Source organism: Algoriphagus faecimaris (genome assembly GCF_900101705.1).
Lineage (GTDB): Bacteria > Bacteroidota > Bacteroidia > Cytophagales > Cyclobacteriaceae > Algoriphagus > Algoriphagus faecimaris.
On sequence record NZ_FNAC01000041.1, the window covers coordinates 1 to 17,549 of the forward strand.

Here is a 17,549-nt window from a genome sequence, read left to right on the forward strand (position 1 = left end):
ATTTCCAATGCTTATAGGCTCAAAGAACTGTTCAACGAGTTTTGGGACTTTAAGGACAAAGAAGAGGCTGCTGCATACCTTTCCTATTGGTGTGACCTTGTAAAAGAATCCAAGATATTCCCGTTCATGGAGGCGGCCAAAACCATACAGGCACATTGGTTCGGAATTGTAAGCTATACAGAAACCAATTTAAACAACGGAGTCCTCGAAGGCATTAATTCCAAAATACAGTTAGCCAAAAAAAGAGCCAGAGGGTACAGGAACATTGACAACTACATTAACATGATTTATTTCATTGCTGGGAAACTCAAATTCGACTACCCACTATATTCCACATAGAGCCAAATATTTCCCCCGACGAAGGAGGGCTTATTTCTACTATATTTCAATCGTATTTCCATTCCCCTTTTTCACGGCTAAGAATGGCTCTCCTTCTTCGAGCAAGATGGTAATTGAACCTTCTCCCAAAGAGGAGCAACTTTCAAAAGGTTAATGATGATGATGGTGAGATATCTGCGAAATCAGCGGATTTATCTGCGTAAATCTGCGGGAAATAGAGACTCTGTGAAATAAAATTAACTTCGTACGTCGAAATATTTCACCCGAGGAAGGAGGGCTTATTTCTACTGTATTTCAATCGTGTTTCAACTGTATTTCAATTTCCTTCCTGCAGGAGTTTTTTAACCCGAGAAAGTATTGTCCAAGTGCTGATCTTTAGCTTTGATTTCCTCAAATTCCAGAAACTGCTCCCAAAACTCATTTTCCGGAAGCGCAGCCCGTAAATACAATTTTTCCTTTTTGATGGGATGCACAAAAACCAAATTAAATGCGTGCAGATTGATGCTGGCATCGGGATTGGGCTTGGCAAACCCATACTTCAAATCTCCCCGAATCGGACAACCCATGGAAGCCAATTGCACTCGAATCTGATGCGGTCTGCCGGAAACGGGACGCACCTCGAGTAGCCAATGGTCATTGAGTTTGCCGAGGGTTTTGTAGTTGAGTTCGGCTTTCTGCGAACCCGGTACTTCTCGCTCGTGAGCAGTCACGACGTTTTTTTGCTCGTCCTTGGTTAGCCAATGCGTCAGTTTGCCCATTTCTTCTTTAGGACGTTTTTTGACGATCGCCCAATAGACTTTATGAATATCCCGCTTGCGAAAAAGCTCCATCATCCGCTCGAGACCTTTGCTTGTCCGCGCAAAAACCACCAAACCACTAACGGGACGATCCAATCGGTGGACAGGATGCAAAAAAACTGCTCCGGGTTTATCGTATTTTTTGGCGATGTAATCCTTACAATAATCGGTGAGGGTTTTGTCTCCGGTTTTATCCCCTTGGACGAGAACTCCCGCGGCTTTATTGACCACAAGTAAATGATTGTCTTCGTAGACGACGTTAAAAGGCTGCTTTTTCATAAGTTCTGCAAAGGTAGGGAATTTGTAGCTAGTTGGTTTTTATTCCATTTTATTATGAGTTGGGCTTCAATTATTTTTTAGTAAACTTGAAGAACTAAACTAACTTACAATGAGGTATTCTTGGACTTTTTCTTTACTGCTAGTTGCACTTTTCTACTGCAGTCCAAAAGAAGAGAATTCACAGGTTGAGATCAAACCTAATGAAATCAGTTTGGTCGCTGAAGATTCGACTGTAGTGAAAGATATTCTCGCTTCCACCTTTATTTTTCAAGATGGGGATAAGGATCACTTGATTTTTAGAGATGCTCCAGCTTCGACGATTTATGTATTTGATCGAGAGACAGGGGATTTGGTAAATAAATGGACCAAAACAGGGGATGTCCCTGGAGCATTTTCCATGGCAGTGAGCAATCTGGATATTTCCGATTCCGGTGAACTAGTGCTGTTGGATCCGAATCAGGGTTTGCTGATTTTTACCAAAGATGGGGGATTGATCAAAAGAGCAAGTCCTGTAGCCAATCAGTGGAGTTTTGGAGGAGCTTTTAATCTTTTTAGAGTCAATGAGTTGGTTACTATACAGGAAGAGAAATTCAATCTCTATTCATTAGATAAGCTAGAAGCCGAGCAAGATTATACCGCTGAATACCTTAAGAATCGAAAAAACTTAGTCTTGACAAATCTGGAAACTGGGGAACATCGCCTGATCTATCCTTTCCTGAAGGTTCAAAATTCCTGAGTGGGAAAGTTTTTCCATTTGAAGATTTCAGACCTCGATTTGTGGTGGATGAAGCCGCGAATAAACTCTTTGTGGTTTTCCAAAACGAGCCCGTGCTTTATACCTATGCTTGGAATGATGGCGAGCCGCAACTGGAATCCAGCAAAAGAATTGAGCTTCCCGGTTTTGAAGAAAATAAAGGATGGGAAGTAGGGCAAATTCAAATGGCTCAAATCACGGATCAATCTACCGAGCCTTTTCCTGCTCGGATCCAAGCTTTGGAAGCTGTAGAAAATGGATTTTTGCTGAGTTACAGTACCCGCCCATTGGATGAAGACAACTATACCCGGTATATAAATAAGGAAGCAACAGCCGACGGGTTTAAACAAATTATCGCCGAAACAAGACCAAAAACGGTATTTTTGGATTCAGAGGCAAATGTTTTTCCTGTTGATTTTCCACCGATGCATTATGAAAGCTTTCAAATCATCGAGGATAAAATCCACTGGATGAAAAAACCCAATCCCGGAGAAGAAGCTGAAGAATTTACTGTCTATTGGGGAGCGCTCAAATTCGATTGATTCAATTCAATTTTTTGGCAATATCCGCCATAATTGACTTTGCGTGGACAATGGAATTTTCGATAAAGAACTCGCGTGTATTTAAGCCCCCGCATACCACTCCGGCTAGGTAAACGCCCGGCACATTGGACTCTTGATTGGCTTGATCGTAGCAAGGTTGGCGTTTCTCGTCCAAGGACAACTCCACTCCCAATTGATCCAAAAGCGCAAAATTGGGCTTGTAGCCCGTCATTGCCAGTACGAAGTCGTTTTCGATCGTAATGTCTCCATCGGGTGTGGCGATGACTACTTCATGATCCTTGATTTCCTTGACCTTGGAGCGGGTAAAGGCCTTGATGGAGCCTTCTTTTATTCGATTCATGATATCGGGGCGAACCCAATATTTCACATTTTCATCTACTTCATCTCCGAGCAAAACCATACTGACTTCGGCACCTTTGCGCCAAGTTTCCAATGCGGCATCCACCGCGGAGTTTGCGCCTCCGACTACCAATACTTTCTGGGCAATAAAAGGCCAAGGCTCCTTATAATAGTGCATGACTTTTGGAAGATTTTCTCCAGGCACATTCATCAAGTTCGGTAAATCATAAAAACCGGTGGCCAAAACGATTTTTCGAGTTGGGTATTCACCTTTTGAGGTGGTGATCAGGAAATGTTCCCCTGATTTTTCCAAGGTTTTTACTCCTTCATAAAGATTGACCTTGAGTTTAAAATGAAAATAAATTCTTCGATAATATTCTAAGGCCTCGGTGCGAGTGGGTTTGTTTTCTACCGACATAAAGGGAATGCCGGCCATCTCCAAGCGATCCGAGGTAGAGAAAAAGCGCATATTGATCGGGTAGTTGTAGATGGAATTAGTTAAAGCGCCTTTCTCAAGGATCAAATATTCCAATCCTGCTTTTTGAGCTTCTACACCACAGGCTAATCCGATTGGTCCTCCGCCGACAATAATTACATCAAAAATTTTATCGCTCATTTTTATCTAATTTGAATTGCTCTAGGGTATCCTTAAAATCTTGCTCATTCCAGTCAAAGCTCCTTTCTGTAATAGAAATATCTCCGGATTTGTTCCACAGAATAGCACTTGCCGAGCGGGTCCCATAATTTCCATTTGCCCGGATCAGCTGGGCCGAAAGCGCAATTTCCAGTTCTTTAGGCGCTCCGGTATCGGGAAGCTTTTCTAGGGGATAGGTTTCTTTGGACTTCAGAATTGCCAATAGGGTCTCATGAGAAAATTCATTATCCAGTGTACTTTCAAGTTGGTTTTTAGCCAATTCGGTTTTCGGCCAAGATTCATTGAGCAGTCCATTGCTCAATCCGTATAGCCCGGGTTGTATCTCTTTGATTCCCTTTCCGAAATTGCTCAAATAGAAAAGGTCTCGTCCGTCAGAAACGAGCAGATTAAAGCCCTCATAGCGATCCTTTTCCTTTTCGATTGCCTTAAGATATTCTTCAGGAGAAATGGAGTCTTCTAGAAAATCCTGAACCAATTTACCACGGGAAATCTCTCCATGCCCCATTTTTCTAAAATCCCGATAATTGGTCAAAAGGGACCAACGCCCATTGGGATGAAAACCCATCCAAGTTCCGCCGCTTTTTAAATCCTTTCCACCAAAAAAGCCAGTATCCCATTGATGCAGTTTTGCCGTAGGCCGCTCAAAAAACTCATCTCTATTGGCAGAGATGATCAGCGGATATTCAGACTGTTCTTTCCAGGAAAAGGCTACTAGGCACATGGACTTAAAGATAAAACAAAGGCCGGAAAAACCGGCCTTTGGGGTGAATTAATCAACTTTTGCCTCCTCGAGGCTAGGGTAATCGGTATATCCTTTTTCACCAGGGGTGTAAAAGGTGTCTTGATCCCAATCTGCCAAAGGCGCATGTTGGGCAAAGCGCTCAGGAAGGTCAGGATTGGAAATGAAAGGCTTGCCGAAAGCAACTGCATCAGCCAATCCTTCTTCAATCACTTGGTTTCCACTCTTTTGATCAAAGTTACTATTGATCACTAGGGTGCCTTGGTATATCGGACGATAACGTTTTGCAATATTGGATTCCAAAAATTCAACATCTGAAACATCCGTAAATGGCTCAGATAAATGTAAATAAGCCAAATTGTAGTCGTTGAGTTTGTTCACAATATAATCGAAGGTGGGGATCGTCTCCTCATCGGCTTCCATCCCAAAGGCTCCGTGAAGAGAAGGATTCAGGCGCAGACCGATTCGGTTTTCCGGCATGACTTCTTTGATGGCATCGATGATTTCGAATAGTATTCGAGTTTTATTCTCGATACTTCCACCATATTGGTCTGTCCGCTGATTGGAAGAGTTGTTGAAAAACTGATGGAGCAAATAGCCATTGGAAGAGTGAATCTCCACTCCATCAAAACCAGCCTCCATTGCGTTTTTAGCGCCATTTTTGAAATCCTCGATAGTTTGCTTAATGTCCTCTAAGGTCATTTCTTTAGGAGCGACCGTTTCTTTGAAGCCTTGAGGAGTGTAAGATTTTGAATTGGGATTGATTGCTGAGGGTGCATGGGGTAGCTCTCCATTATGAAAGTCAGGGTGCGAAATTCTACCCACATGCCAAAGTTGGATAAAAATGTGACCGCCTTCCTCGTGGACAGCTTGAGTTACTTTTTTCCAACCGTCGATTTGAGCTTGAGAGTAGATTCCCGGTGTATTGATATAGCCTACTGCTTTCTTGGATATTTGAGATCCTTCTGTGATGATCAAACCCGATGAAGCTCGCTGTTGGTAATACTTGACGTGAATATCAAAAGGTGCATTTTCTGGATTATTCGCACGACTTCGTGTCATAGGAGCCATGAACACACGATTTCTAAGATTCAGATCTCCCATTGTAAGTGGAGATAAAAGTGCTTGATTACTCATAAAATTATAGTCGGTTTAGTTTTGTGAATTCTATGTATATACAACTAATCCGATTTTCTTAAAGTTCGTCTAGTCAAAAAAAAAGCCACCGAAGGCAACTTCGGTGGCTTGAAAGGCTTTGCTATTGAGGTTAGAAGTTTACCGTCACTTCATTGGAGCAAGTGGATGTTCCTGCTTCGCAAATTTGATAAGAAAGACTACCGCCGCCTCGATTAGTGGTCTGGTCTGTGTAGCTACCTCCTGAAACAGTAGCGATTTTGCTTCCATCCCGGTAAATGTCTACTGAACCTGTATTTCCAGACCAGGAGAGGTTAGCTCCCCAGCGTCCTTTTTCTTTAAATCCATTAGCAGATAGGTCTATCCCAGTAGGATCTTCTGGTTCTGGATCCGGCTGTGGATCTGGCTCAGGGTCTGGCTCTGGATCTGTTCCACCGCCACTGTCTCCACCTGTAGTTCCTAGAGAATAGAGCATATGATTGTTAGCCGAATTGGAGTTAGTCACCACACCTTTTGTGGAAGTGTTGCTAATGAAATCATAAACTTGTTGTGAAGTTGCGTTTGGATTGGTTTCCAAAAACAAAGCTGCTACGCCTGCTACGTGAGGAGAGGCCATGGAGGTGCCGCTGATTGAATTTGTGGCTGTATTGCTAGTGTACCAAGCTGCTGTAATGCCGGACCCCGGTGCGAATATATCTACACAGCTTCCATAGTTGGAAAAACTAGACCGAGCATCGGAAGAAGTAGTGGAGCCTACTGTATAAGCATTTGCAGCGCCAGCAGGGGAAGAATTACATGCATTTGTATTTGAATTTCCTGCAGCCACGATGACTGGTACACCTGCATTGTACATTCTACTAACGGCATTGTTTACAGTTGAGCTTGATCCTCCGCCTAAAGACATATTGGCAACTGAAGGGCCAGAAGCGTTTGCTATTACCCAGTCCATTCCGGCAATTACTCCACTAAAAGTCCCGGACCCATTGCAATCAAGAACGCGTACAGATACAAGCGTTACATTTTTGGCTACTCCATAGACAGTTCCGCCTACTGTTCCTGCTACGTGGGTACCATGCCCATCACAGTCTTCTGAGTTTCCTCCAAAAGCATCATAACCCCGCTGGGCACGACCACCAAACTCCACATGGTCTGTGCGGATTCCTGTATCAATGATGTAAGCCGTGACTCCCTGACCGGTTGAATTATAGGTATAAGAACCATCGAGGGGCAAATTGGCTTGATCGATCCGGTCAATCCCCCAGGTAGCACCTGTTTGAGTGGTAGAGTACTTGGTGACTACCCCATCTGGCTCTATGTATTTGACTTTAGGGTCACTTTCCAATTTACGCAGCTGCTCTTGGCTGAGCTCTGCAGCAAATCCAGAAATCAAACTACCATATACTCGATCTATTTGAGTTTCCTCCAAATTGTATCGAGCTGCAAAATCATTGGCTACTACTCGCATCCCTGCTTGGGCAATTTCGTAGTCATTGGTTTTTCTGAATTGAATATTACTTTCATTCAATACCACAATATACCTCCCCGGAATAAGCTCGGATTCCTGGCTATTTACTGCCAGTTCCGCATCTGTCAAATTGATAGTTTGCTCTGTATCCGTACAGGCAAAAACAGAAAATGCAAGACCAAAAAGTAAAAACCATTTGGCCTTTGTGAAATTTTTAAAATGTTTCATCTTTTAATTAGTTGATGGTTTAGGCAAGTAATTTATATTTTATTTCATAAAAAATACAAAAAACAAAATAAAAATATGGGAAAAATTAATTTTACAAATTAAATATGGTTTTCATTTACGTTTTTTAGTTTTTTACATATGGAAAATAGACTTTCATATTTTTTTCTCAACTTGACTGTTTATCACCCCAAAAAATGAACCCAACATTAATCGTCATCACTGGTGCAGGTAGCGGCATCGGCAAAGCACTTGCTCACTATTTTAGAGACCTTGGGTTTCCCATGATTCTCATCGATCGGTCCGAGCAATCCCTGCTTGAAAATTTCTCATCAAGTCCAGAGTTGCATCTGTTGCTGGGAGATGTGAAGGATGAAGCTACTTGGAGGAGCTGTATTCGCTCAGCTCAAAAAATGCATAAGCCGATCTCTCATTTGATACATGCCGCAGGAGTATTGCAGCCTGGATTTTTGACGGATTTCGAACTCTCGGCGATTGACTTTCATATGGATGTCAATGCCAAGGGCTGTATGCTAGGCAGTACGCTGATAGGAAGAGAGATGAAAAATCAGGAGTTTGGACATATCATTACCATTTCTTCTCTAGCAGGCTTGGCCCCCGTACCAGGTTTGAGCTTGTATACGGCGTCCAAGTTTGCTGTCCGTGGATTTTCGATGGCAATCCATCAAGAGTTAAAAGATTATGGTGTGGACGTATCAGTGCTCTGTCCCGACTTGGTGGCTACACCTATGCTGGATTTGCAGCTTCAGTTTCCAGAGGAAGCAGCCTTGTCATTTAGTGGGTCAGCAAAGGTCTTGACAGTAGAAGAAGTGCGCGATGCGGTTTTAAAACTGATGAAAAAGCCACAACCTCTTCTATGTATCCCAAAGAGGAGAGGGTGGCTCGCCAAAATCGCAGGGAACTGGCCCTTCTGGACTGATGTCTTTAGGGATAAACTTCATCAAAAAGGAAAAAATAGAATAAATGCTATCCGTAAGGAGTAGCTAATCAGTAATTTAAGAATTTTTAATACGATTGTTGTCGTACTTTTTTGGGAATTACGATTCTCTTCGTATATCTTTGTACGAAAGCTATCGTATAACTCGCTATGAATAAACCAACAGAAGCTGAACTGGAGATTCTTTCTCTGCTTTGGGAAATGAAAGAAGCAAGCGTCAGACAGATTCACGAAAAACTGGCAGAAACCAAGGAAACGGGCTACACCACTACTTTAAAAATGATGCAGATCATGCATGCCAAAGGATTATTGGATAGAGACGATCAGAATCGGACTCATATTTACAGGCCAAAGATCAAAAAAGGAGATACTCAAAAGTCCCTGTTGAAAAACCTGATGACAACAGCTTTTGGAGGGTCTGCCAAAAATTTGGTGATGCAAGCCCTAGGTCAAGACAATCCCTCTCAGGAGGAAATCGATGAAATTCGTGCTTTTTTAGATGACTTAGCCCAAAAGAAATCATGAATTTATTGAACGACTGGTTACCCGAAAGTTTACTTCAGGTCCTCGGTTGGACCTTGGTACATTCCGTTTGGCAATGGATCATCCTGGCGGCATTGCTATGGGGAAGTCTTAAAATATTTGTACATAAGTCGCCGCAATTCAAATACAAGATGGCATTAATGTCTCTTAGCTTTGGGTTTTTGACAAGCGTAATGACCTTGTGTTATGAATTGAGTTTGAATTCCTCGGACAGCCTCTCTTCTGTAGCGGTATTAATGGATTGGAATACTCAAATGAGTCCCACTGAAGGTCCAACTTTATTGTCAAATTTCACAATTTGGATAGAAAATCAACTTCCATTTTTGGTCAACATCTGGTTTTTCGGGTCACTACTTTTTTTGGTTCGATTATTTACCAATTTGTCAGCAGTCAGGCATCTTCGGCTCCATAGTCAGAGAAATAAAGAGAGCTCCCTAGAGGACATATTTGAGGGGATTTCGCGTAAAATAGGACTAGCTAAATTGCCTCAGCTAAAAATTACTTCCGACGGGCTCTCTCCTATGGCAATGGGCGTGGTCAAGCCGATGATTTTGATTCCTGCTGGCTTGATTTTTCAGCTTTCACTAAAGCATCTAGAGGCTATTTTGGCACATGAACTCGCCCATATCAAGCGAAATGATTATTTGATCAACTTGATGCAGTCCATCATGGAAGTACTCTTTTTCTACCACCCCTGCTTTTGGTGGATCAATCAGACAATCAAGGAGCTTAGAGAAAATGCCACAGATGACTTGGCTATTGCTTCTGGCGTGGCTCCTCAAGTGCTCGCTGAAGCACTGGCCGAAGTGATACATTATGCAAAAGAAAATAGCCCCGAATTAGCTTTGGCAGCAGCCAAAAAAAGAAATCCCACACTAAACCGAATCCGAAGAATGCTGGGACTTCCAGCCCAAAACTATCCACAAAACCCTATAATCACTATTCCTATGATTTTATCATTGATTATCAGTGCGAGCTTGATTACAGCAGCACAGCAAGTAGACGAAAAGTCCATAAACGAAATTCTTCCCGAAATTTCCTTAGAAAACCCTATGTTGGATGCCTTCTCGGATATGATGCCGCAGGCAAAAGCAGTCTCTACAGATACCACAGAGAAAGGGAAGAAAGAAATAATCCTGATCGATGAAGAAAGAGAAGGGCAAGAATGGATAGATGAAAAGGGTAATCGAGTGGTCATTCGACAGCGTGGAAACAATAATTCTTTTGTTTACAGGATGAAAGGAGATACACTAATCGTAAATGGCGATACTCTTATCAACTCCGCCAATGTCATAGAATTGGAAGACATACCCATAATGGATTTGGAAGATTTCCCTAGCATCGTGATGGCTCCTATGCCGCCAATGCCTCCTTTTCCGGAAGGATTTCTTGAGGGTTTTGAACTGAATTTCTCTCCGCCTTCACCTCCCTTTGTTTTTGAATTTGAGGGAAAGGGACCGGGTGTGTTCTTCTTTTCGGACACCACAGAGCTGAGTGAAAAAGAGCGTAAGGACTTGCAAAAAAAGCACGAGGAAGGGATGAAGGATTTTAGCAAAAAGATGGAAGAGCAATCTGCGCGTTGGAACGAGCGAATGAAAGAGTGGGAAGCAGAAATGGCTCCGAAAATGAAAGAATGGGAAGAAAAAATGAAGGTTTGGCAGGAAGCTCAAGCCCCAAGAATGGAGGAGTTTCGTGCTAAAATGAAAGAGTGGCAAGAAGCTAATGAACCAAGAATGGAAGAATTCCGGAAAAAGATGGAAGCTTGGGAAAAGGAGAACGCCGAAAAGATGGCTGAGTTCAAAAAATCACTCGAAGCCGAACTCGAAAAAATGAAGAAAGCAAAAGATAATTAATTTGTGTGTTGATGCCTTTGAAAAAGCCCTGGTCGATGATCGGGGCTTTTTTGCGTGTAACTGCTAGTGATGATTAGGGTTAAATTTTTTTGGGAAATTCTCCCACTTTTTTTCAAATTCTTTTTTCAGGTTTGAGTCTAACCTCTTACCAATTGCTAAAAAAGTGTAATTCTCCTCAAAATCAGACTTTTTTAAATTGCCTTGACTTGATTCTAATCAATTGAGAACCAAGTAAAAAATCCAAGAAATTTTTGTAAAACTATTGGGTAGAATCAATCTTTTGGCTACTTTTAGTCCAAAGTGGGAAAAAGTGGGGCAAAGTGGTAGAATGTGAAAATCATTTTATTACTTTTGTTTTTACTTAAAACTCGAAAAAGCACTAGGAAGAAATGTTCAACAGCCATTACGATTGTAAGCTAGATCCGAAAGGTCGTCTGGCGCTGCCGGCAAAGATTAAGGCAGCGATTCCAGAGGCCAATGGGACTACTTTGATGCTTCGGATGGCAGAGGACCGATGTCTGGCTTTGTATCCGATGGTGGAATACAAAAAGTTGGAGAATCAAATCAAATCCTTGAACATTAATAATCCTGAGCAGCGCGCCCTTCAGCGGGCATTTTTCAATACGGTAGTCGATGTGGAGTTGGATAGTGCAGGCAGGCTTTTGATACCAAAATCATTTCAGGCCTATGCGGGTCTCGAAAAAGAAATAGTAGTAGCCGGAAACGGAACACGAATAGAGATTTGGAATCCTGAAAATCATGCGAAACACGTCATGCCGGATCCGGCGGATTTGTCCGCATTGATGGAAAAATACCTCTCATAAGCCATGACAGCAGCTGTGTACCATATCCCAGTGATGCTTACCCAATGCATTGAAGGCTTGGCTATTGATCCCAACGGGATTTATGTGGACTTGACTTTTGGTGGAGGTGGGCACTCTCGGGCAATTTTGAAGCAATTAGAGGGTGGGCATCTCTATGGATTTGACCAGGATGAGGATGCTATGGCTAATGTGCCGGATGATTCCAGATTTACTTTTGTGCAGGCCAATTTTCGGGATCTGAAAAAATACCTTCGCCTTTACGGTGTTCGTCAGGTAGATGGCATTTTAGCTGACTTAGGTATTTCCTCGCATCAAATCGATGTGCCTGGTAGAGGTTTTTCGACCCGGTTTCAGGGTGAGTTGGATATGCGAATGAATCAATCTGCATCCTTGAGTGCCAAAGAGGTCTTGAATACCTATGACGAGGGTAAACTTCATCGGATTTTGGGCATGTATGGAGAAGTAAAAAATGCTAAAACTCTTGCTCAAGCTATCGTTTCCGAGCGAAATCAGTCACCTTTTTCGAGTACAGAAGGCTTTACCGCTTTCCTGAAAAAATTTGCTCCAAGAGGAAAGGAATTTAAATACTTCGCGCAGGTATTTCAGGCGCTTCGAATCGAAGTCAATGATGAAATGAGTGCATTGGAAGAAATGCTCCTGGCCGCAGTGGAGGTTCTGAAGCCTGAGGGCAGATTGGTTGTGATGAGCTACCATAGCTTAGAAGATCGATTGGTCAAGAACTTGATCCAAAAAGGGAAATTCCATGGAGAATTGGAAAAGGATTTTTACGGAAATCCCATTCGCCCATTGGAGCCTATCAGTCGGGGTGCGGTGGTAGCTGATGCTGAAGAGATCGAGACAAATCCTCGAGCACGTAGTGCCAAGTTGAGAATCGCAAAAAAGGTAAAACTATGAGTCAGAATGCCTTTAGAAAGAAACTGAAAAATGGAAATCAGCCTAAAATAGGGTCTGGAAAGACTATTTTCAGCTGGATAGAAGAGAAACTTGACGTCACCCGATTCCTTGGGGAGGGGGTGCCGGTGCAGTTTGTGCCTCCAGTTGCTTTCGTGGTTTTTTTGGGATTGATCTATATATGGGGCAATCACCGAGCAGATAATATGGTCCGAAAGATCGAAAAAGTGCAGCAAGATGTAGAGGATCTAAGGGCTGATGTGACCACTCTGGAAGCGGAATACATGTTTAGCAGTATGCAGTCGGAGTTGGCCAAAAAAGTATCCAAACAAGAAATAGTAGAGTTAGAGCATCCACCGATTAAGATAACCATAGCCAATTGAATATTAAGCGTTCCATAGTGCTCCGAGTAAGGATAATCTTTATCCTGATTGCGCTTGCAACAGCTGCGATACCTATGCGTATTGCGACTATTCAGTTTGATGAGGGTGATAAATGGCGACAAAAAGCCGAGACGATCAATTTTCAATACCGGGAAGTCCCAGCCACCCGAGGTAATATTTATGCTGGAGATGGAAGCCTTTTGGCGACCAGCTTGCCTTTTTATCGATTGGCAATGGATCCTACGATAGCCAAGTCTGAACGGTACAATGCTGGAATAGACTCCCTGTCTAGATTTCTCTCCTCTTATTATAAAGACAAATCTGCCAGTGCTTACAAGCGTCTGATTACAGATGCCCGACGGGACAATAAGCGCTACATTGTCCTCAATCGTAAGCAGGTAGGCTATCAGGATATGCAGAAAATGTCGCAATGGCCGATTTTCCGAGATGGAAGGTTAGGAGGAGGCGTACTTTTCGAGAAAGTAGAAAAGCGCTATCGACCTTTCAATTCTCTGGCAAGTCGCACCGTGGGCTTTTTAAACGAAAACGAATACGGAGCAGGCATAGAATACAGCTTTAATGAGTACCTCAGAGGGCAAGATGGAAAGGCTCTTTTCCAGCGCTTGGCCGGAGGAGTTTGGAAGCCTGTTTTCGATGCAGAAGATATCAAGCCTGAAGATGGCTACGATGTCTTGACAACCCTTGATGTCAATATTCAGGATGTGGCGGAGAAGGCCCTACTCAGACAGTTGATCAGCCGAGATGCGGCTTTTGGTTCGGTCATCGTCATGGAGGTGAAAACAGGGCAGATCAAAGCCATCGCCAACTTGCAAAAAAATAAGGGAAGTGCCACCTACGGTGAAAATTACAATTACGCTATAGGTGATCAGGGCAATACTGAGCCGGGATCGACTTTTAAGTTGCTTTCTATGCTAGCGCTATTGGAAGAGAATAAAGTGAGTTTGGAAGAGAAAATCGAGACAGGAACAGGCTCTCATAGATTTTACAACCAAACCATGCGTGATGCAAAAAATGGAGGCTTTGGTACGATCACTATCCGAGAGGCATTTGAAAAATCCTCCAATGTGGCAATTTCCAAATTGGTAGATGAGCATTTTGGGTCAAGTCCGTCGAAGTTTATGGCCTACATAGAAAAGACGGGGCTAAGTGAGCCTTTTGGGTTTCAGTTGGCTGGAGAAGGTAAGCCTTTTTTCAAAAAGCCCGGCGCCAAAGATTGGTATGGAACTTCGCTTCCTTGGATTTCAATAGGCTACGAAAGCAAGGTGAATCCCATCCATACATTGGCACTGTACAATGCAGTAGCCAATGACGGTGTCATGGTCAAGCCGTATATCGTGCAAGCTATTGCTAAAGGGAATCGAGTGGAGAAGCAATTTGGAACGGAAAAAATCCGGAACCGCATCGCATCCCAAAAGACAATAAAGCAGTTGCAAGAGCTTTTGATCGGAGTGGTCGATAGAGGTACCGCGAAAAATATTGCTAATGCAGACTATAAAATTGCCGGAAAGACAGGGACTGCTCAAAAGATCGTGGATGGACGCTATACTCAAAAGTACTACACGAGTTTTGCAGGATATTTTCCGGCAGATCGTCCCAAGTATTCCATGATTGTAGTGATCGATAGTCCTACTGGGTTTGCCGCTTACGGCGGGGATGTTTCTGCCCCGGTTTTCAAGGAAATCGCAGACCGGATTTATGCTTTGGATATAGAATTGAACCCTAGCTCAGCAGCAGAAATCTTGAGAGCAGATGCTTCCGGGTCACAGCTGCCTGTGGTGAAAGCAGGCAGAGGAGAAGAAATCTACCAAGTACTTGAAGTCTTGGGTATTAAATCCAATCCAGTCCAAACCGAAGAATGGGTACAAGCTGTCGCACAATCTGACAAAGTCCAGTGGAAAGTAAATAATACCGAACAGGCTACCGTGCCGGATGTATCGGGGCTTCCACTTAGAGATGCGCTATTTATACTAGAAAATAAAGGAATCAATGTGAGTTATCGTGGAAAGGGCCTAGTGATCAGTCAGTCCATCGATGCGGGGACTAAGTTGTCTCCCAACTCCACCATCAATCTTGTCTTGGGATAATGACCATACTAAAAGACATACTATATAAAGTCTCCCTTGTGTCCACTACCGGTGATATGGAAGTGGAAGTGAAGAATATTGTTTTTGATAGTAGAAAAGTAGAAGAGGGTTCGCTCTTTGTTGCCATTCCGGGAACTCAGGTGGATGGCCATGATTTTATCGATAAGGCCGTCGACACAGGTGCAAGGGTCATAGTATGTGAGCGTCTACCTGAAAATAAATCCCCGAAAATCACTTGGGTTCAAGTCAAAAAAGCCTCCCAGGCTTTAGGGGTAATGGCATCTAATTTCTATGACAACCCCTCTCACTCCATAAAAGTAGTAGCAGTGACGGGTACGAATGGCAAAACCACCACGGTGACTTTGCTGCATCAGTTATTTACTTCGATGGGCTACAGCACGGGTTTGCTTTCCACTGTAGAGAACAGAATCAATGAGGAAATTCTACCTGCAACGCATACCACTCCCGATGCAGTCAGCGTACAAGCACTGCTCAGAAAAATGGTGGATGCGGGATGTACGCATTGTTTTATGGAGGCGAGTTCTCATGCTATTGTACAGGAGCGGATTGCAGGTTTGAAATTGATCGGATCGGTATTTACTAATATCAGCCATGATCATCTCGATTATCATGAGACTTTTGAGGAGTACATCAAGGCTAAGAAGAAGTTGTTTGATGATCTGCCTAAGGATGCTTTTGCATTGGTAAATGGAGACGACAAAAGAGGCGCAGTGATGCTGCAAAACTGTAAGGCAACTCCACAAACCTTTGCTTTGAAGAGTCCTGCAGATTTTAAAGCTAAAGTACTGTCGAATACGCTGGAAGGGCTGGAGCTGGACATCAACGGAAAGCCTGTTTGGTTTCGCTTAATCGGTGATTTCAATGCTTATAATCTATTGGGTGTGCTGGGGGTGGCGGTTCTTTTGGGGGAAGATGAAGATGAGGTGATGCAGGTGCTTTCAGGAATTCGTGGAGCAAAAGGAAGGTTTGATCGAATCTCGATAGGAGGAGTCACTGCGATTGTGGATTATGCCCACACCCCCGATGCGCTTGAGAATGTATTGAAGACAATTAATGGGGTACGCACTGGTGGAGAGCAATTGATCACAGTGGTAGGTTGTGGAGGCAATCGTGACAAATCAAAGCGTCCAATCATGGCAAAGCTTGCTGTGCAGGAAAGTGACAAAGCGATTTTGACTTCTGACAACCCTCGGTTTGAGGAGCCGGAAGCAATCCTTCAAGACATGCAAGCTGGAGTGGGACCTAGCGATCTGCGCAAAACGCTCACTATTGTGGACCGCAAAGAAGCCATTAAAACTGCTTGTATGCTTTCCCAGGTCGGTGATATCATCTTAATCGCCGGTAAAGGACACGAAGACTATCAAGAAATAAAAGGTGTCAAGTATCATTTTGACGATGCAGAAGTAGTGAGTGAGTTTTTAAATCAATTGACCAAAAAATAGAATGTTAGAACCGATTTTTGACTATTTGGATCGAGTGTTGGATATCCCTGGAGCAGGGGTGTTTCGCTATATCTCATTTAGAGCAGGAATGGCGGCACTTTTATCCTTGATCATTACCATCACTTTTGGTCATCGAATCATCAATTGGATCAGAAACCGTCAAATCGGTGAGACGGTGAGGGATCTCGGGCTAGAAGGTCAGAATCAGAAAAAAGGCACTCCTACTATGGGAGGATTGATGATGATAGCAGCTATTTTGATTCCCACTTTGCTTTTTGGGGATCTGAATAATATTTACATCATTCTTCTCATCGTCACTACTGTTTGGCTGGGAGGTATTGGCTTTTTGGATGATTATATCAAGGTCTTCAGAAAAAATAAAGAAGGGCTCGCCGGAAAATTTAAGATTATCGGTCAGGTAGGGATTGGAATTATTGTAGGAGCGACTCTTTATTTTCATGAGGATGTGGTGATTAGGGAGTTTCAAAACCCTGTATCAATCGAAGAGGGTGTTGTAGAGACACCTGCCTATCAAGATGTGAAAGTGGCCAAGACCACCATTCCATTCACCAAAAACAATGAGCTGAATTACGAGACGATTTTGGGCTTTTTGGGAGAAAGCATGACTCCTGTACTCTACATTTTTGTGGTGATTTTTATCATCACGGCAGTATCAAATGGGGCAAATATCACAGACGGAATAGATGGCTTGGCGGCGGGGACTTCTGCTATCATTGGCTTGACCATCGCCATTTTTGCCTACTTGAGTGGTAATGCGATTTTCTCACAATACCTCAACATCATGTATATCCCCAACTCCGGGGAGCTCGTGATTTTTGCCTCCGCATTTATTGGAGCTTGTGTGGGTTTTCTCTGGTATAATGCTTATCCGGCTCAGGTTTTTATGGGTGATACGGGCTCTTTGATGCTCGGAGGAGTGATAGCGGTTTTAGCCTTGACGCTACGCAAGGAGCTTTTAATTCCTGTTATGTGCGGTGTTTTTCTAGTAGAAAATCTAAGCGTGATGATTCAGGTGAGCTACTTCAAATACACCAAAAGGAAATACGGTGAGGGCAGGAGGGTCTTTTTGATGTCTCCACTTCACCATCACTATCAAAAGAAAAATATACCTGAAGCAAAAATTGTAACCCGGTTTTGGATCGTCGGAATACTTCTGGCGGTCATTACCCTAGCGACACTAAAATTGAGATAAGAAATC

At 43.1% G+C, this 17,549-nt stretch carries 17 protein-coding genes; 12 read left to right on the plus strand and 5 right to left on the minus strand.

Annotated elements, in window-relative coordinates:
• Nucleotides 1–339: transposase (locus BLQ57_RS17070; RefSeq protein ID WP_139162729.1), on the plus strand; the 339-nt coding region annotated here is incomplete at its 5' end.
• Nucleotides 340–680: 341 nt separating this feature from the next.
• On the opposite strand, the gene BLQ57_RS17075 is transcribed toward BLQ57_RS17070, so the two are convergent.
• A complete protein-coding gene (locus tag BLQ57_RS17075) occupies nucleotides 681–1,415 on the minus strand; it encodes an RluA family pseudouridine synthase (protein WP_087940844.1) in 735 nt (244 codons plus the stop codon).
• Nucleotides 1,416–1,524: 109 nt separating this feature from the next.
• Between BLQ57_RS17075 and BLQ57_RS17080 the strand changes: the two genes are divergently transcribed.
• Nucleotides 1,525–2,151, plus strand: coding sequence for an NHL repeat-containing protein (locus tag BLQ57_RS17080; protein WP_087940843.1), 627 nt, complete (start codon nucleotides 1,525–1,527; stop codon nucleotides 2,149–2,151).
• Nucleotides 2,152–2,195: 44 nt separating this feature from the next.
• A complete protein-coding gene (locus BLQ57_RS17085) occupies nucleotides 2,196–2,711 on the plus strand; it encodes a hypothetical protein (RefSeq protein WP_139162782.1) in 516 nt (171 codons plus the stop codon).
• 1 nt (nucleotide 2,712) lies between these two features.
• Here BLQ57_RS17085 and BLQ57_RS17090 read toward each other — a convergent pair whose 3' ends face one another.
• From BLQ57_RS17090 to BLQ57_RS17105, 4 genes are all read right to left on the minus strand, one after another.
• Nucleotides 2,713–3,687: a YpdA family putative bacillithiol disulfide reductase gene (locus BLQ57_RS17090; protein WP_087940841.1), complete on the minus strand. Its 975-nt coding sequence runs from the start codon at nucleotides 3,685–3,687 to the stop codon at nucleotides 2,713–2,715.
• On the minus strand, nucleotides 3,677–4,447 hold the full coding sequence (locus tag BLQ57_RS17095) for an NRDE family protein (protein WP_087940840.1): 771 nt from the start codon (nucleotides 4,445–4,447) through the stop codon (nucleotides 3,677–3,679). The genes BLQ57_RS17090 and BLQ57_RS17095 overlap by 11 nt, the downstream gene beginning before the upstream one ends.
• Before the next feature lie 48 nt (nucleotides 4,448–4,495).
• Nucleotides 4,496–5,602, minus strand: a complete 1,107-nt coding sequence (locus BLQ57_RS17100; RefSeq protein WP_087940839.1) for an alkene reductase — start codon at nucleotides 5,600–5,602, stop codon at nucleotides 4,496–4,498.
• A 130-nt stretch (nucleotides 5,603–5,732) separates the two neighbouring features.
• Nucleotides 5,733–7,292 (minus strand): S8 family peptidase, encoded by a 1,560-nt coding sequence (locus BLQ57_RS17105; RefSeq protein WP_087940838.1) that lies wholly within the window; start codon nucleotides 7,290–7,292, stop codon nucleotides 5,733–5,735.
• Between the two features lie 194 nt (nucleotides 7,293–7,486).
• Between BLQ57_RS17105 and BLQ57_RS17110 the strand changes: the two genes are divergently transcribed.
• The 9 genes from BLQ57_RS17110 to mraY all read left to right on the plus strand — a co-directional run bounded on the left by BLQ57_RS17110 (nucleotide 7,487) and on the right by mraY (nucleotide 17,543).
• On the plus strand, nucleotides 7,487–8,293 hold the full coding sequence (locus BLQ57_RS17110) for an SDR family NAD(P)-dependent oxidoreductase (RefSeq protein ID WP_087940837.1): 807 nt from the start codon (nucleotides 7,487–7,489) through the stop codon (nucleotides 8,291–8,293).
• A 104-nt stretch (nucleotides 8,294–8,397) separates the two neighbouring features.
• The gene (locus BLQ57_RS17115; protein WP_087940836.1) at nucleotides 8,398–8,772 is read left to right on the plus strand and encodes a BlaI/MecI/CopY family transcriptional regulator; all 375 of its coding nucleotides are present in this window, start codon (nucleotides 8,398–8,400) and stop codon (nucleotides 8,770–8,772) included.
• Nucleotides 8,769–10,643, plus strand: a complete 1,875-nt coding sequence (locus tag BLQ57_RS17120; protein ID WP_087940835.1) for a M56 family metallopeptidase — start codon at nucleotides 8,769–8,771, stop codon at nucleotides 10,641–10,643. Before BLQ57_RS17115 ends, BLQ57_RS17120 begins: the two co-directional genes overlap by 4 nt.
• Before the next feature lie 389 nt (nucleotides 10,644–11,032).
• Entirely contained in the window at nucleotides 11,033–11,467 is a 435-nt protein-coding gene (mraZ, locus tag BLQ57_RS17125) for a division/cell wall cluster transcriptional repressor MraZ (RefSeq protein ID WP_087940834.1), read from the plus strand.
• A gap of 3 nt (nucleotides 11,468–11,470) precedes the next feature.
• Nucleotides 11,471–12,382, plus strand: a complete 912-nt coding sequence (rsmH, locus tag BLQ57_RS17130; protein ID WP_087940833.1) for a 16S rRNA (cytosine(1402)-N(4))-methyltransferase RsmH — start codon at nucleotides 11,471–11,473, stop codon at nucleotides 12,380–12,382.
• Complete coding sequence (locus BLQ57_RS17135) at nucleotides 12,379–12,762, plus strand: FtsL-like putative cell division protein (RefSeq protein ID WP_087940832.1); 384 nt, start codon at nucleotides 12,379–12,381, stop codon at nucleotides 12,760–12,762. Before rsmH ends, BLQ57_RS17135 begins: the two co-directional genes overlap by 4 nt.
• Nucleotides 12,759–14,867 (plus strand): penicillin-binding protein, encoded by a 2,109-nt coding sequence (locus tag BLQ57_RS17140; RefSeq protein WP_087940831.1) that lies wholly within the window; start codon nucleotides 12,759–12,761, stop codon nucleotides 14,865–14,867. Before BLQ57_RS17135 ends, BLQ57_RS17140 begins: the two co-directional genes overlap by 4 nt.
• Nucleotides 14,867–16,330 (plus strand): UDP-N-acetylmuramoyl-L-alanyl-D-glutamate--2,6-diaminopimelate ligase, encoded by a 1,464-nt coding sequence (locus tag BLQ57_RS17145; RefSeq protein WP_087940830.1) that lies wholly within the window; start codon nucleotides 14,867–14,869, stop codon nucleotides 16,328–16,330. The genes BLQ57_RS17140 and BLQ57_RS17145 overlap by 1 nt, the downstream gene beginning before the upstream one ends.
• Nucleotide 16,331: 1 nt before the next feature.
• The gene (gene mraY / locus BLQ57_RS17150) at nucleotides 16,332–17,543 is read left to right on the plus strand and encodes a phospho-N-acetylmuramoyl-pentapeptide-transferase (protein WP_087940829.1); all 1,212 of its coding nucleotides are present in this window, start codon (nucleotides 16,332–16,334) and stop codon (nucleotides 17,541–17,543) included.
• The last annotated feature ends 6 nt before the right edge of the window (nucleotides 17,544–17,549 follow it).